The sequence below is a fragment of the Mycobacterium sp. 852014-52450_SCH5900713 genome (genome assembly GCF_001667075.1).
Lineage (GTDB): Bacteria > Actinomycetota > Actinomycetes > Mycobacteriales > Mycobacteriaceae > Mycobacterium.
Window position 1 is genome coordinate 83,926 of record NZ_LZIL01000011.1, and the last position, 14,435, is coordinate 98,360.

Here is a 14,435-nt window from a genome sequence, read left to right on the forward strand (position 1 = left end):
GTCACGGATCCGCGAGGCGCTCGGGGTGGTGATTGTCGTTGGTGCGCTGCCCGCGGTCGTTGTGCGGCGGTGGTATCCATTCGGTACGCCCGTTGGGCAGCTTCCTTGTGCGCCAGCCCTTTTCGATCAGCTTGTGGTGTGGAGTGCAGGCGAAGGTGAGCTTGTCGGCATCGGTCACACCGCCGGTGGACCAGTCGTCGAGATGGTGAACCTCGCACCAGTAGCCCGGCGCGTCGCAGCCTGGGTGCGTGCAGCCGCGGTCCTTCGCATACAGCACCACGCGCTGATCCGGTGTGGCGATTCGCCGCGTCCGCCCGAGATACAGTGGGCGGCCGGAGTGTTCGTCGAACACGGCCAGATAGTGGTAGGCATGGCTTGCCATCCGGATCACGTCGCGCATCGGCAGCACCGTACCGCCGCCGGTCACTGCCCGGCCCGTCACCGAGTTCAGCTCCTGCAGCGTGGTCGAGACGATGACGGTTACCGGTAGACCGTTGTGCGCCCCTAACCGTGGGTCGCCCAACTGGCCGCGCACCAGCGCGTTGATCGCGTCATGCTGGCGCTGCGCGTGGCTCCGCGCGTCACCGTTCGCGCGCTGCTCGCTGGGCTCCCCCTCGACACAGGGAGTTTCGTCGTCCGGGTTGCACATGCCGGGGGCCGCGAAACGCGCCAGCCAGGCGTCGAGGTTGGCGCGCAACTCCGGGGAAGCGACCAGCTTGCCGACGCTCATCCCGTCGAGCCGTTGCGCGCCCCAGCTGAAGCCGCGCTGCCGGGCGCGGTCGGTGTCGGAGAATTTCCCGTCGGGGTTGATCCACAGGGCGCACTGGTGCGCGACCTTTTGCAGCTGGTCGGGGCGCAGTTGCGCCGCCTGCGACGCCAGGAAACGTTCGGCCGCATCCACCGCCTCGGCGGGCGCGGCGGCCGGCAGGTCGCGCACGAACGCCTGAATCACCCGCAGGTGCTGCCCATCGAGAAGGCCGCTCCGCCACGCCGCTGCGGTGGCCGGCAGCTCCGGCGGCAGCTCCTGGCCGGTGAGGGTCAGGCGCGGCGAGAGTTGCCTGGCGTCTCGAACCCGACGGCACGCGTCGGCATAGCTGATCCGTAGCCAGTCGGCGACCACCTCATGAACCGGACCGCCGACGTCACCGGGATCCTCGTTCACCAAGCCGGCGATCACGTCGGTGCCGACCGCGATCTGGCGCCGGTGGGAGTTCTCCATGGCTTCCAGCACCCGCAGCCGGACGGCGGGGCTCAACCCAGCGAAGTCCAGGTTGCCGATCCTCGCGACGGCCGCATCCAGCGCATCGAGCGCGGCGCTCACGTCGGCCGGAAGAGGAATCGAATGCATGTTCGAATACTATTCGGCTCCGGAGCCTGCGGCCACGAAACTGCGGGCTGCCGTGGAGAAACACCCAACTGTGGATGAAGCGGCCCGGTCTAGGGTGAAGCTCATGCGGGTAGGCGTCTTGGGAGCTAAGGGCAAAGTCGGTTCGGCGATGGTGGCGGGCGTGCAGGCCGCCGAGGACTTGACCCTGTCCGCGGAGGTGGACGCCGGCGATTCGCTGAGCATGTTCACCGACTCCGGCACCGAGGTGGTCATCGATTTCACCCACCCGGACGTGGTGATGGGCAACCTAGAGTTCCTGATCGGCAACGGGATTCACGCCGTCGTCGGCACCACGGGCTTCACGCAGGAGCGCCTCGACCAAGTGCAGTCGTGGTTGGCCGACGAACCCAACACGAGCGTCCTCATCGCCCCCAACTTCGCGATCGGCGCGGTGTTGTCGATGCACTTCGCCATGCAGGCGGCGCGCTTCTTCGAGTCGGTCGAGGTGATCGAACTGCACCACCCGCACAAGGCCGACGCCCCGTCGGGTACGGCAGCGCGCACCGCCAAGCTGATCGCCGAAGCGCGAAAGGGCTTGCCGCCCAACCCCGATGCCACCAGCACCTGCCTGCCCGGCGCCCGCGGCGCCGACGTCGACGGCATCCCGGTGCACTCGGTGCGGCTGGCCGGGCTGGTCGCCCACCAGGAGATCTTGTTCGGCACCGAGGGGGAGACGCTCACCATCCGCCACGACAGCCTGGACCGCACCTCGTTCGTGCCCGGCGTGCTGTTGGCGGTGCGGCGCGTCCGGGAACGGCCCGGCCTCACCGTGGGCCTCGAGCCCCTGCTCGACCTGCAGTGAACCTGCGATGAACACCGCCCTGCGCACCCAGTTCCTCATCGCGTTCCTCTGCGTGGCGATGCTGGTTTACTTCGTGCTGCTGGGGCGGCTGGCCGTCGCGATGATCGCCTCGGGCCGGGCGGCCGCCGTGGGCCTGGGCCTGGCGGTGCTGATCATGCCCCTGATCGGACTGTGGGCCATGGTGGCGACCCTGCGGTCCGGGTTCGCCCACCAGAAGCTGGCCCACCTGATCGCGGCCGACGGCATGGAGCTCGACACCGCCGCGCTGCCGCGACGGGCGTCGGGCCGCATCGAGCGCGAGGCCGCCGACGCACTGTTCGCCTCGGTGCGCACCGAAGTCGAGGACCACCCCGACGACTGGCGGCGCTGGTACCGGCTGGCCCGCGCCTACGACTACGCGGGGGACCGCAGGCGGGCGCGGGAGGCCATGAAGACGGCGCTGGAATTGCAGGGCCGCCAATGACCAAGACGCTGCTGATCGTCCACCACACGCCGTCCCCGCATTGCCACGAGATGTTCGAGGCGGTCGTCTCGGGTGCCACCGACCCCGAGATCGAGGGCGTCGAGGTCGTCCGGCGCCCGGCGCTGACCGTCTCGCCGGCCGAGATGCTCGAGGCCGACGGCTATGTGTTGGGCAGCCCGGCGAACCTGGGCTACATGAGCGGGGCGCTCAAGCACGCCTTCGACTGCGCCTACTACCAGCTGCTCGACTCGACGCGCGGGCGCCCGTTCGGCTTGTACCTGCACGGCAACGAGGGCACCGAGGGCGCCGAACGCGGCGTCATGTCGATCACCACCGGGCTCGGTTGGACGAAAGCCGCAGAGACCGTGCTGGTTTCGGGCAAGCCGGACAAGAGCGACCTACAGGCGTGCTGGGAACTCGGGGCTACGGTCGCTGCCCAGTTGATGGAATGAGCCGTCTAGGCGAAAGCCGGCTTGAACGCCTCGGCCGGCTGGGCCAGGGCCAGCGCCGAGGTCGTGCCGATCGGCCCGTGCCGGTCGAACAGGGTGGCCGCGCCGGTCGCGACACCGGCCGTCCCGTAGTGGCTCTGCGCCGCCAGGCCCAGGTATTCACCATCGGGCAGGCGGCTCGCGGTGACCGTGTAGTCGGCGTTGATGTAGCGCAATCCGCCGGTGCCCCAATGGGTCAGCGAACTCGTGATGTCGCCGACGAAGGCCAGGCGGGTGAACGGGGTCAGCGGGTGGCCGTGCACCATCGAGCGAAAGATCCGCGTCCAGGCGAACTTCTGGGAATGGGACTGTTCCCACTCGCCGGCCGCGATGCCCGGGGTGCCCGCGGCGGTGGCCCCGTAGCCCCAGATCAGGAACGGCATGTCGGTTCCGAAGCCCTCGGAATCGGCCGGAAGCGGCGGCATTTGAAGGGGCGCGGACCACACCGTCCCGTCGGGATGATCCCCTCGGCGCAGGAACAGCGCGCTGGCCCGCGCGACGGTGTTGCCGTTCTGCACCAGCACCCCGTCGACGAGCTTGATCCGCCGGCCTTCCTGCTGTACCGAGGTCCGAATCTGCACCGGCTCGGGCAACGCCGGACGCAACAGGTCGACCGTGAGGCGGGCCGGCTGGAAGTCGGCTTCGATGCCGGATTGCTCTATGCCCCAACCGAGCAGGCCACCGACGATCTGGCCGCCCATCGCCGCACCCCACGGCCCTCCCGTCAACCGGCCGGGCACATAGCAGTCACCGTCGACAGTGAAGAACGCCTCGGGCATGATGGCGGGATCGTCGATCGTCACCGCTATCACGATAGGACACGCCGATAGTAAGGACCGGGCATGCCTCCAGTGATCGAAATTCCGCGCGACCATAACCCGTTCCCCACGACCGGTGTGTCCCGCGACGCCGACGGCGTCCCGCATTACGACGATTTACCCGCCACGCTGCTGGACATGCTCGCCGAACAGGTCGACCGGCGCCCGGACAGCGAGGCGCTGGTCGAACTCGGTGCCGGTCGGTTGACCTATCGCCAGCTCTGGGACCGCGCCGCGCGCGTCGCCGGAGGGCTGCGCGCCGCCGGGCTGCGACCGGGTGACCGTGTCGCGGTGCGTTACCCGGCCGGCATCGACTGGGTGCTGGCGTTCTGGGGCACCATGATGGCGGGTGGCGTTGCGGTGGCGGTCAATACGCGCTCGGCGCAACCGGAAGTCGAGTTCGTCCTCTCCGACAGCGGGGCGACGGTGGACCTCGCGGCGGACACCCCGCTGCCCGACGGCCAGCCCTACGTGACCGAGCGACTCGGCGCCGCCGACGTCGCCGCGCTGTTCTACACCTCGGGCACCACCGGCCACCCCAAGGGAGTGCCGACCACTCACCAGGCCTTCCTGACCAACACCGAGAACGGGATCCGCTGTCTCGACCAGCCCCGAGACCTGGGCGAAGCGATGCGCACGCTCATCTCGGTGCCGCTGTTCCACGTGACCGGTTGCAACACACAGCTTTTGGTTGCGGCCCGACTGGGCGGGGCCTCGGTGATCATGCCCGCCCTCAACCTGGACGCCCTGATCGCCACCCTGGGCGCCGAGCGCATCTCCGTCATGGTCACCGTTCCGGCGGTCTACGCATTGATGCTGCGGCAGAACGCCTTTGCCGACGCCGACGTTTCCAGCGTCCGCTGGGTGGGTTACGGCGGCGCCCCGATCGCCCCGTCGTTGGTGCGGGCGGTCCAGGACGCCTTCCCGCAAGCCACGGTCTTCAACGGCTACGGCATGACCGAGACCGCGTCGCTGATGACGGTGCTGCCCAGCCGGGATGCCGTCGAGCACGCCGACTCGGTCGGCTACGCGGTCCCGTCCGTAGACCTCGGCCTTATTCCGTTCGGCGGCGACGACCCGGGCGTCGGTGAGTTGGTGGTGCGCGGGGCCAACGTGACCGCCGGGTACTGGAACAGGCCGGAAGCGACCGCGGCCACCATCGTGGACGGCTGGCTGCACACCGGCGACGTCGTGCGGGTCGACGAGGCGGGCCGGGTGTACATCGTCGACCGGCTCAAGGACATCATCAACCGCGGCGGTGAGAACGTCTCCAGCGTCGAGGTGGAGGCCGTGCTGCTGGCGGCACCCCAGGTGCAGGACGCGTGCGTGCTGGCGGTTCCCGACGACGTCATGGGCGAGAAGGTGGGGGCGGTGTTGGTCGGCGGTGCGGACGGGATCGACGTGCCGGCGGTGCTCGACCACTGCCGCGAGCAACTCGCCGACTTCAAGGTGCCGCAATACGTCACGGTGGTCGACGGCGCGCTGCCGCGCAACGCCGGCGGCAAGCTGCTCAAGGGCAAGCTGCGTGAGCAGGTGCAGTGGGGAGAGCCGCTGCGATGAGCGCGACCCTGCTGGTCGCCAACCGCGGCGAGATCGCGCTTCGAATCATCCGCACGGCAGTCGAATTGGGCATGCGAGCGGTCGCGGTCTACGCCGAAGACGATGCCGAAAGCCCGCACGTGCATGCCGCCGACGAAGCGATCGGCCTCCCCGGCACCGGTCCGCGGGCCTACTTGGACCAGCCCGCCATGCTGGCCGCGGCCAAGAGTTCCGGCGCGGAGCTGATCCACCCCGGTTACGGGTTCCTCAGTGAGAACCCCGAATTCGCCCGCACCTGCGCCGGCGCCGGCTACGCGTTCGTGGGACCTGACGCCGACGCCCTCGAACTGGTGGGCAACAAGTCCGCCGCCCGCGGCGCCGCCATCGCCGCCGGGGTGCCGGTATTGTCCGCGACCGACGGGCCGAGCAGCGTTGCCGAGATCGAAGCGTTCTTCGAGGCCCAGGGCGGCGCCATCATGATCAAGGCGCTCGCCGGCGGGGGTGGGCGGGGAATGCGCACCGTGCGCAGCGCCGACCAGATCGGCAGCGCCTACCAACAGTGCGCCGCGGAGGCGCAACTGGGCTTCGGCGACCCGGCGCTATTCGCCGAGGCGCTGCTCGACGGCGCGCGGCACATCGAGGTCCAGGTCGTCGCCGCGCCGGCCGGGCACCAAACCCGCGCGCTCGCGCTCGGCGACCGCGACTGCAGCATCCAGCGGCGTTACCAGAAGCTCGTCGAAATGGCTCCCGCCCAAGGGCTTTCCGATGCATTGCGGCGCGGCTTGCATCAGGCCGCGGTCGTGCTGTGCGCGCGGGTCGGGCTGCGGGGGCTGGCCACCGTCGAATTCCTGGTCGCCGGTGAGGAATTCGTCTTCCTCGAAGTGAACCCGAGAATCCAGGTGGAGCACACGGTCACCGAGGAGACGACCGGATTCGACCTGGTGGCCATCCAGTTGGCCATCGCCGGGGGTGCCTCCTACTTTCAGCTCGGGCTGCCGGCCGGGATCGCCTCCGACGGCAACGAAATCATCGGGGAGCCCGCGGCGCATCGCGGCATCGCCATCCAGGCCCGGGTCAACATGGAGACTTTCGCCCCCGACCTCTCCGTTGTGCCCGCGGCCGGCACGCTCACCGCGTTCTCGCCGCCGAGCGGGCCGGGGATCCGCGTCGACACCTACGGCAGGACCGGCCTGGTCGTCACCCCACAATACGATTCACTGCTGGCGAAGGTGGTCGCCCATGTGCACGGGTCGTCGCCGCAGACGGCGTTGCGGAAGGCCCGGACCGCGCTCGCCGAGTTCGGCATCGAGGGGGTCCGCACCAACATCGAGTTCCTCCACGCGCTGTTGGATGACCCCGCCGTTCAATCCGGTTGCGTGAGCACCGGTTTCGTCGACGAGAGGTTGCCCGAGCTGGCGGCGGCGGCCGCGTCGCACCAGCACGACGTCCGTGCGGTTTCGGTCGAGCTCTATCCCGGCGAGGACGTGCTGCGTGCCCAGCTGGCCGGCACGGTGGTCGAGGTGGTGCCCGAAGGCGCCGAACACCCGGCGGGTAGCCAGCTCGTCGTCCTCGAAGCGATGAAGATGCAGCATGTGCTCGTCGCTCCGGACGCGCTGCGGACGGTCCGCAATCTGGTGACGCCCGGGCAGGTCGTCGGAACCGGTGACCCGTTGCTGGTGTTCGCCCGCACCGCTGCCGACGCAAGGGACGACTCATCCACGGCCGCAACGGATCTCGATCGGCCGCGCGCCGACCTCGACGAGGTGCGCAGGCGGCATCTGTTCACCCTCGACGAGGGCCGCGAGGCCGCGGTCGCCAAGCGGCACAAGCAAGGCCGTCGCACCGCGCGGGAGAACATCGCCGATCTGGTCGACCCCGGCAGCTTCGTCGAATACGGCGCGCTGGCCATCGCGGCGCAGCGCAGCCGGCGTTCGGAAGACGACCTCATCGTCAACACCCCGGCCGACGGCCTGGTCGCCGGCCTAGCCACCATCGGCGCGGACCGTTTCGGGCGAGCGGCGGCCGAGGCCGTCGTGGTCTCCTACGACTACACCGTGCTGGCGGGCACGCAAGGCATGCGCAACCACGCCAAGACCGACCGCGTGTTCGACCTGGCCGCCCGCAAACGGCTGCCGGTGGTGCTGTTCGCCGAGGGCGGCGGCGGGCGGCCGGGGGACACCGACGTCGGCGGCGCCGCCGGTCTGGACGTGCCGACCTTCCGGATGCTGGCCGCGCTGAGCGGCCGGGTGCCGCTGGTATCGATCGTCTCGGGCCGGTGCTTCGCGGGAAACGCCGCGCTGGCCGGGGTGTGCGACGTGATCATCGCGACCCCGGACGCCAACATCGGGATGGGCGGACCGGCCATGATCGAGGGCGGCGGGCTGGGGGTTTACCCGCCGGAGGCGATCGGGCCGATCGGCGTGCAGCGGCGCAACGGCGTGGTCAGCCTGGTCGCCCGCGACGAGGCGCACGCGGTCTCGATGGCCAAGCAGTACCTGTCGTATTTCCAGGGCAACGTGGATGATTGGGCGGCGCCCGATCCGCGGCTGGCCCGGCATGTGGTGCCGCAGAATCGGTTACGCGCCTATGACGTGCACCGGGCCATCGAGGCGATCGTCGACACCGGCTCCGTGCTGGAACTGCGCCCTGACTACGGCGTCGGCATCGTCACCGCCCTGGTCCGGGTCGAAGGCGCGGCCTACGGGCTGATCGCCAACAGCACGCATCACCTCGGCGGCGCCATCGACGCGGAGGCGGCCGACAAAGCCGGCGATTTCCTCGCCCTGTGTGAATCGTTTGGGCTGCCGGTGGTTTCGCTCTGTGACACCCCGGGCTTCATGGTCGGCCCCGAGGCGGAGAAGGACGCGGCGGTCCGGCGGTTCGGACGGATGTTCGTTCTGGGTGCGCGCTTGACGGTGCCCGTCGGAATGATCATTTTGCGCAAGGGATACGGGCTCGGGGCGATGGCGATGGCCGGCGGTTCCTTCCGCGCCCCGCAGTTCACCATCGCCTGGCCGACCGGGGAGATCGGCGGGATGGGGCTCGAGGGCGCCGTGCGCCTCGGGTTCAGCAAGGAGCTGGCGGCCGAGGGTGACCCCATCAGGCGCCAGGCGTTGTTCGACAAGCTGGTGGCGGCGGCCTACGAGCACGGCAAGGCGCTACGCGCGGCCACCACCTTCGAACTTGACGACGTCATCGACCCCGCGGAGACCCGGGCCTGGATCGCCAGGCTCCGGGAGCCGCGTTTCTCGGGCTGATCAGGCGTGGCCGGAACCGCAGCCGACGCCGGGCAGGCAGCCCTGGCCGCCGGGGATTCCGCCGGGTCCGGCGTTTTGGCCGCCGGAGCCGCAGCCGACGCCCGGGACGCAGCCCTGGCCGCCGGGACCGCCGCCCGGGCCGCTGTTCTGCCCGCCCGAACCGCAGTTGCCGTTGGCGTCACAGCCCCCGCCGCTGGGATCGTCCTTGAACACCACGTGCGTGGGCGCCGCGGACTGCGCAGGTGCGGAAGCCAGGGAATCGGTTACGGCGATCGGCGCAACCGCGATTGCTGCTGCCGCAGCCCCGCCCACCACCAGTCTTTTCGTGAGGGTTAATTTCGTGGACATGCGGTTCGCATACCACGCTGACACACGTGTAAACACATCCATATAGCGAACGGTAAACCGTTGGCTTTCGCGACGGAAGGCGCAGCTCGATGACCTCACTGGATCTGACCGGCCGAACCGCGATCGTCACCGGCGCATCCCGCGGGATCGGGCTCGCGATCGCCCAACAGCTGGCGGCCGCCGGGGCCAACGTGGTGCTCACCGCCCGCAAGCAGGAGGCCGCCGACGAGGCCGCGGCGCAGGTGGACGGCAACGCGCTGGGCGTCGGCGCGCACGCCGTCGACGAGGACGCCGCCCGGCGCTGCGTGGACCTCACATGCGAGCGTTTCGGCAGCGTGGACATCCTGATCAACAACGCCGGGACCAACCCGGCGTACGGCCCGCTGATCGACCAGGACCACGCCCGTTTCACCAAGATCTTCGACGTCAACCTCTGGGCCCCGCTGCTGTGGACCTCGCTCGTCGTCAAGTCGTGGATGGGCGAGCACGGCGGCGCGATCGTCAACACCGCCTCCATCGGCGGCCTGCACCAATCGCCGGCCATGGGCATGTACAACGCCACCAAGGCGGCGCTGATCCACGTCACCAAGCAGCTGGCGCTGGAACTGTCGCCCCGGGTCCGCGTCAACGCGATCGCCCCGGGGGTCGTCAGGACCCGGTTGGCCGAGGCGCTGTGGAAGGACCACGAGGACCCGCTCGCGTCGTCGATCGCGCTGGGACGCATCGGTGAGCCCATCGACGTGGCCGCCGCCGTGGCCTTCCTGGTCTCCGACGCGGCGAGCTGGATCACCGGCGAGACGATGGTGATCGACGGCGGCCTGCTGCTCGGTGCGGCACAGGGCTTTCGACCGCAGGGCTAGCCATGAGCTCCGATGAATTGGCGGCGGACCTGAAGGCGCGGGTGCAGGCGCTGCTGGACGAGCATGACCCGGCCACCACCGATCCGCGCGAATTCCTTGGCGCGCAGTACGACGCGGGCCTGGCCTGGGTGCACCTGCCGCACGGCTTCGGCGGGTTGGACCTGCCGCGAAAGGCCCAGGAACTCGTCGACGCCCGGCTGGCGGCCGCCGGCGCGCCGGTGGGAGGCACCGCGAAGAACTTCATCGGGATGGGCATGGCGGCGCCCACCATCGCGGCGTTCGGGACCGACGAGCAGAAACGAAAGTTCCTGCGCCCCTTGTTCACCGGTGAGCAAGTGTATTGCCAGTTGTTCAGCGAACCCGGCGCGGGCTCTGACCTGGCCGGGTTGGCCACCCGAGCGGTCCGCGACGGTGACGACTGGATTGTCAACGGGCAGAAGGTGTGGACGTCGATGGCGCAGCACGCGCAGATGGCCATCCTGGTTGCCCGCACCGACCCGACGGTGCCCAAACACTTTGGCCTGACGTACTTCCTGTGCGACTTGACGCAGCCCGGCGTCGAGGTGCGCCCGCTGCGTCAGATCACCGGCGAGGCCGAGTTCAACGAGGTGTTCCTCACCGATGTGCGGGTGCCCGACGCGAACCGGCTCGGCCCGGTCGGCGGCGGCTGGCGGGTCGCGACCACCACGCTCAACAACGAGCGCGTCGCGATCGGTACGCGCGCCGGAACACCGCGCGAGGGCGGGATCATCGGGAAGGTCACCAAGGCGTGGCGGGATGAACCCGGGCTGCGCAATCCCGCGATGCACGACGAGCTGATGAAGCTGTGGGTCGACGCGGAAGTCCTTCGCCTGGCCGGCGAGCGGCTGCGGCAGCAGGCCCAGGTGGGTCAGCCCGGACCGGAGGGCGCCGGCATGAAGGTCGCCTTCGCCAAGCTGGCGCAAGCCATTTCGGGCTTCGACATCGAGCTGCACGCCGAGGCGGGGCTGCGGTACGACGACTGGACCATGCGCAGGACCGAAGTCGTCGATCTGGTCGGGCGCGAGCCCGGATACCGTTATCTGCGGGCTCGCGGCAACTCGATCGAGGGCGGCACCTCGGAGATTCTGCGCAACACCATCTCCGAGCGAATTCTCGGCCTGCCGGGCGAGCACCGCGTCGACAAAGACGTCGCCTGGAAGGACCTGGACCGGTGAGTGACCTGCTGTACTCGGACACCGAGGAGGCCTTGCGCGACAGCGTTCGGCATCTGTTCGCCGACCGCTGCCCGCCCGAATCGGTCGCCCGCGCCTATGACCCCGAACCGCAAGACTTCTCAAGCGTCTGGCGGACACTGGCCGTCGAGCTCGGGGTGGCCGGCCTGCTGGTTCCGGAGTCGCTTGGCGGGGCGGGGGCGGGTGCCCGCGAGGCCGCGGTCGTCATGGAGGAGATCGGCCGGTCCGTCGCGCCGGTGCCGTTCTTGTCCAGCGCGGTGCTGGCCACCGTTGCGCTGTTGCAGGCCGGCGATACCGAGACCGTGTCCGCGCTGGCCGAGGGCGAGCTGACCGCGGCGTTGGTGGTGCCGCTCTCGACCGCGCCCGGGGATCCGCCCGGGGCGGTGGCCGGCGGCGCAGACGGGCTGAGCGGATCGGTCACCAGCGTCGCCGGCGCCGCGCAGGCCGACGTGCTGGTGGTGTCGGTTGCCGGTCCGGACGGACACGAGCTGCATACCGTCTCGCGCACCGCGGCCGGTGTGGAGGTGTCGCCATTGCTGGCGCTGGACATGACGAGGCCCCTTGCGAATGTGCGCTTTTCGGCGGTCGCCTCGTCTCGCGTCGGGCCGGCCGGCGGGTCGGTCAACGAGGCGCTGCGTACGGGGGCGGCCCTGCTCGCGTCCGAACAGCTCGGCGTCGCCCAATGGTGTTTCCAGACCACGCTGGAATATGCCAAGCAGCGCAAGCAGTTCGGCCGCGCGATCGGCTCGTACCAGGCGATCAAACACCGGTTGGCCGATCTGTATTTCGAAATCGGCGCCGCGACGGCGGCGGCCCGCTACGCCGCCGACACGTGTGCCCGCGGGGACGAAGACGCGGCCGTCGCGGCCGCCGTCGCGCAGGCGTATTGCAGCGGCGCCGCCGTGCATGCGGCCGAGGAGTGCGTGCAGCTGCACGGCGGCATCGGCATGACGTGGGAGTATCCGGCGCACCTTTATCTCAAGCGCGCCAAGAGCGACCAGTTGATCTTCGGCACCGCCTACCGTCACCGCGCCCGGCTGGCCGAATTGGTGGGCCTGCCCCCGACCTAGTTGGGCTCGGATTGATTTTTTCCCCGCGGCCCGCTGCGGAGGGCAAACTCCGTTATTTTGCCGCGGTATTCGCGGCGTCATCGGAATCTCCTTCCTGATCGACGCGGGCCACGGGCCGCCGTTTCATGCGAAGGTGTCGGTCCGCGGTGGGCGACGAGGTGGCCGACCGCACGCCGGAGGTGAAGAACGTCGGAATGCGGGTGTTGCTGTCCACTCACGATTCGCGCGGGGCGGTCGAACCGCTTGCGGCGCTCGGGGTTCAGTTGCGGGCGCTCGGCGCGCAGGTTCGGGTGTGCGCGCCGCCGGACCGGGAATTCGCGGAATTGTTGGCCGGCAGCGGCCTGTCGCTGGTGCCATTCGGCGATTTGTGGCGTGCGATGGCGGCCGGCCTCACGCCGTCCGAAGACGACCTCCGCCGGCACCTGGACGGGCTGGTGGCCGCGCAATTCGACAAGGTGGCCGCCGCGGCCGACGGATGTGACCTGCTGGTGGCCACCGGCTTCCCGCCGGTCGCGGCGGGCGCGCGGTCGGTGGCCGAGCGCCTGGGCATTCCCTACGTCTACGTGAGCTACCAACCGACCATCCTGCCGTCGCCGCACCACCTGCCCCCTACGTATGCCGGCCAGTTTCCGCCCGGCTTGATCGACAACCGGGTGCTGTGGCGGAGGGACGCCCAGCAGATGAACACGCTGCTCGGCCCGACGCTCAACGACCACCGCGCGTCGCTGGGTCTGCCGCCGGTGGATGACATCCGCGACTACGCCCTCACCGAGCGTCCATGGCTGGCGGCTGATCCCACGCTGGGCCCGTGGCCGGAGCGAAGCGGGCTCGATGTGGTCCAGACCGGGGCGTGGCTGCTGCCCGACGAACGTCCCCTCCCTGCCGACGTGGCGGAGTTCCTCGACGCCGGCTCGGCGCCGGTGTACGTGGGCTTCGGCAGCATGCCGATGCGCGCCGCGACCGACCTCTCCCGGGCGGTGGTCGAGGCCGTCCGCACCCATGACCGCCGGGCGATTCTCTACCGGGGCTGGTCCGGCCTGGCCCCGGTGGACGACGGCGACGACTGCCTCGCCGTCGGTGAGCTCAACCACCGGGCGCTCTTCGCCCGCGTCGCCGCAGTCGTGCACCACGGCGGCGCGGGCACCACGACCACTGCCGCGCGGGCCGGTGTGCCGCAGGTGGTACTGCCGCAGGGGGCCGATCAGCCGTATTGGGCGGGCCGGGTGGCGGACCTGGGCATCGGTGTCGCGCACGACGGCCCGGCGCCCACCGCCGAGTCGCTGTCGGCCGCGCTCGAGACGGCCCTGTCGCCGGATATCCGTGCGCGGGCGGGTGCCGTGGCCGCAACGATCCGCACCGACGGCGCGGCGGTGGCCGCAACGCTGCTGCTGGACGGGTTAGCGCGGTAACGCGGAACCGAAGACCTCGGTCATGGCCTGCCAGTGCCGCTCCGCCGCGGCGGGGTCATACGGCGCGTTGTCCGGAACCGCGAACCCGTGGGCCGCCGGATACCACTCGATGGTGTGCTGCACGCCGGCGGCGGTCAGCGCCTTGTCGAGCTGCTCGGCGTGGTCGTGCGTGAAGGACGCGTCATCTTTGGCGCCACCCACATACACCGTTGCGCGCATCCGGTCGGCCAGCAGGTGCGGGCTGTCCGCCGTGTCGGTCACCAGGCCGCCGCCGTGGAAGGACGCCACAGCGGCGACGCGCTCGGGTACCCGACCGGCGACCACCAAGGACGTACGGCCGCCCATGCAATAGCCACACACGCCGAAGCGCTCCCCGGACACCTCCGGCCGGGCCGACAGGTAGTCGAAGAAGGCGACGGCGTCGCCGGCCATTTTGTCCGGGGTGATGCTGCCGATCATCCCGAACAGCCGCCTGCGTTCCTTCTCGTCGGCGAACACGGTGGCCATGTCGAACGGGGCCCACTCGCCGCTGCGGTAGTACACGTCGGGAAGAAGCACGGCGTAGCCGTATCCGGCCAATTTGGCCGCCATTTGTTCGAAGGTGTGGCGCAATCCGCCGGCGTCGGGGTACATGACCACGCCGGGCCACGGAACTTGGGATTCCGGACCATCGGGGGTGAACAAGTGGACGGTGCAGGTCCCGTCAGCGGTGGCGATGGTGTCGATGATGTTCGGCATGGGACCCGTTCTACTCCTGGCCCCGGGAGCTAAGCTGGCCGC

The 14,435-nt window shown here is 70.0% G+C and carries 13 protein-coding genes; 9 read left to right on the forward strand and 4 right to left on the reverse strand.

Translation table 11 applies throughout. The features are described 5' to 3' along the window. Nucleotide 1: 1 nt before the first annotated feature. Nucleotides 2–1,348, reverse strand: a complete 1,347-nt coding sequence (locus A5773_RS04175; protein ID WP_067789587.1) for an HNH endonuclease signature motif containing protein — start codon at nt 1,346–1,348, stop codon at nt 2–4. A 103-nt stretch (nt 1,349–1,451) separates the two neighbouring features. On the opposite strand from A5773_RS04175, the gene dapB reads away from it, so the two are divergent. From dapB to A5773_RS04190, 3 genes are read left to right on the forward strand one after another with little or no spacing between them, the layout of a single operon-like run. Next, entirely contained in the window at nt 1,452–2,189 is a 738-nt protein-coding gene (dapB, locus tag A5773_RS04180) for a 4-hydroxy-tetrahydrodipicolinate reductase (RefSeq protein WP_067789804.1), read from the forward strand. A 7-nt stretch (nt 2,190–2,196) separates the two neighbouring features. Next, nucleotides 2,197–2,652: a hypothetical protein gene (locus tag A5773_RS04185; RefSeq protein WP_066950487.1), complete on the forward strand. Its 456-nt coding sequence runs from the start codon at nt 2,197–2,199 to the stop codon at nt 2,650–2,652. Continuing rightward, nucleotides 2,649–3,104, forward strand: a complete 456-nt coding sequence (locus tag A5773_RS04190) for a flavodoxin family protein (protein ID WP_066950485.1) — start codon at nt 2,649–2,651, stop codon at nt 3,102–3,104. Before A5773_RS04185 ends, A5773_RS04190 begins: the two co-directional genes overlap by 4 nt. 5 nt (nt 3,105–3,109) lie before the next feature. Here the strand turns inward: A5773_RS04190 and A5773_RS04195 are convergent, their stop codons facing one another. Continuing rightward, entirely contained in the window at nt 3,110–3,943 is an 834-nt protein-coding gene (locus A5773_RS04195) for an acyl-CoA thioesterase domain-containing protein (protein WP_197507845.1), read from the reverse strand. Nucleotides 3,944–3,982: 39 nt separating this feature from the next. Here A5773_RS04195 and A5773_RS04200 point away from each other — a divergent pair, with 39 nt between their 5' ends. Beyond that, nucleotides 3,983–5,518, forward strand: coding sequence for a class I adenylate-forming enzyme family protein (locus A5773_RS04200; RefSeq protein WP_197507846.1), 1,536 nt, complete (start codon nt 3,983–3,985; stop codon nt 5,516–5,518). Continuing rightward, nucleotides 5,515–8,754 (forward strand): carboxyl transferase domain-containing protein, encoded by a 3,240-nt coding sequence (locus A5773_RS04205; protein ID WP_067789592.1) that lies wholly within the window; start codon nt 5,515–5,517, stop codon nt 8,752–8,754. Before A5773_RS04200 ends, A5773_RS04205 begins: the two co-directional genes overlap by 4 nt. On the opposite strand, the gene A5773_RS04210 is transcribed toward A5773_RS04205, so the two are convergent. Next, entirely contained in the window at nt 8,755–9,102 is a 348-nt protein-coding gene (locus A5773_RS04210; protein ID WP_066950657.1) for a PE-PGRS family protein, read from the reverse strand. It abuts the gene before it with no gap. 89 nt (nt 9,103–9,191) lie between these two features. On the opposite strand from A5773_RS04210, the gene A5773_RS04215 reads away from it, so the two are divergent. The 4 genes from A5773_RS04215 (at nt 9,192) to A5773_RS04230 (ending at nt 13,655) form a co-directional block, all read left to right on the forward strand. Next, nucleotides 9,192–9,962 (forward strand): SDR family oxidoreductase, encoded by a 771-nt coding sequence (locus A5773_RS04215; protein ID WP_066950475.1) that lies wholly within the window; start codon nt 9,192–9,194, stop codon nt 9,960–9,962. A 2-nt stretch (nt 9,963–9,964) separates the two neighbouring features. Beyond that, nucleotides 9,965–11,158, forward strand: coding sequence for an acyl-CoA dehydrogenase family protein (locus A5773_RS04220; protein WP_067789594.1), 1,194 nt, complete (start codon nt 9,965–9,967; stop codon nt 11,156–11,158). Next, the gene (locus A5773_RS04225; RefSeq protein ID WP_067789596.1) at nt 11,155–12,246 is read left to right on the forward strand and encodes an acyl-CoA dehydrogenase family protein; all 1,092 of its coding nucleotides are present in this window, start codon (nt 11,155–11,157) and stop codon (nt 12,244–12,246) included. The genes A5773_RS04220 and A5773_RS04225 overlap by 4 nt, the downstream gene beginning before the upstream one ends. Before the next feature lie 194 nt (nt 12,247–12,440). After that, a complete protein-coding gene (locus tag A5773_RS04230; RefSeq protein WP_067789809.1) occupies nt 12,441–13,655 on the forward strand; it encodes a glycosyltransferase in 1,215 nt (404 codons plus the stop codon). On the opposite strand, the gene A5773_RS04235 is transcribed toward A5773_RS04230, so the two are convergent. After that, nucleotides 13,644–14,393, reverse strand: a complete 750-nt coding sequence (locus A5773_RS04235; protein WP_066950465.1) for a dienelactone hydrolase family protein — start codon at nt 14,391–14,393, stop codon at nt 13,644–13,646. The two genes, A5773_RS04230 and A5773_RS04235, sit on opposite strands and share 12 nt — an antisense overlap. Nucleotides 14,394–14,435 lie beyond the last annotated feature (42 nt).

What these genes read in the sequence shown, in the direction of transcription:
- dapB (WP_067789804.1), top strand. Translation starts at nt 1,452, where the DNA reads ATGCGGGTAGGCGTCTTGGGAGCTAAGGGCAAAGTCGGTTCGGCGATG.
- A5773_RS04235 (WP_066950465.1), bottom strand. Translation starts at nt 14,393, where the DNA reads ATGCCGAACATCATCGACACCATCGCCACCGCTGACGGGACCTGCACC.
- A5773_RS04185 (WP_066950487.1), top strand. Translation starts at nt 2,197, where the DNA reads ATGAACACCGCCCTGCGCACCCAGTTCCTCATCGCGTTCCTCTGCGTG.
- A5773_RS04220 (WP_067789594.1), top strand. Translation starts at nt 9,965, where the DNA reads ATGAGCTCCGATGAATTGGCGGCGGACCTGAAGGCGCGGGTGCAGGCG.
- A5773_RS04215 (WP_066950475.1), top strand. Translation starts at nt 9,192, where the DNA reads ATGACCTCACTGGATCTGACCGGCCGAACCGCGATCGTCACCGGCGCA.
- A5773_RS04210 (WP_066950657.1), bottom strand. Translation starts at nt 9,102, where the DNA reads ATGTCCACGAAATTAACCCTCACGAAAAGACTGGTGGTGGGCGGGGCT.
- A5773_RS04200 (WP_197507846.1), top strand. Translation starts at nt 3,983, where the DNA reads ATGCCTCCAGTGATCGAAATTCCGCGCGACCATAACCCGTTCCCCACG.
- A5773_RS04230 (WP_067789809.1), top strand. Translation starts at nt 12,441, where the DNA reads ATGCGGGTGTTGCTGTCCACTCACGATTCGCGCGGGGCGGTCGAACCG.
- A5773_RS04175 (WP_067789587.1), bottom strand. Translation starts at nt 1,348, where the DNA reads ATGCATTCGATTCCTCTTCCGGCCGACGTGAGCGCCGCGCTCGATGCG.
- A5773_RS04205 (WP_067789592.1), top strand. Translation starts at nt 5,515, where the DNA reads ATGAGCGCGACCCTGCTGGTCGCCAACCGCGGCGAGATCGCGCTTCGA.
- A5773_RS04190 (WP_066950485.1), top strand. Translation starts at nt 2,649, where the DNA reads ATGACCAAGACGCTGCTGATCGTCCACCACACGCCGTCCCCGCATTGC.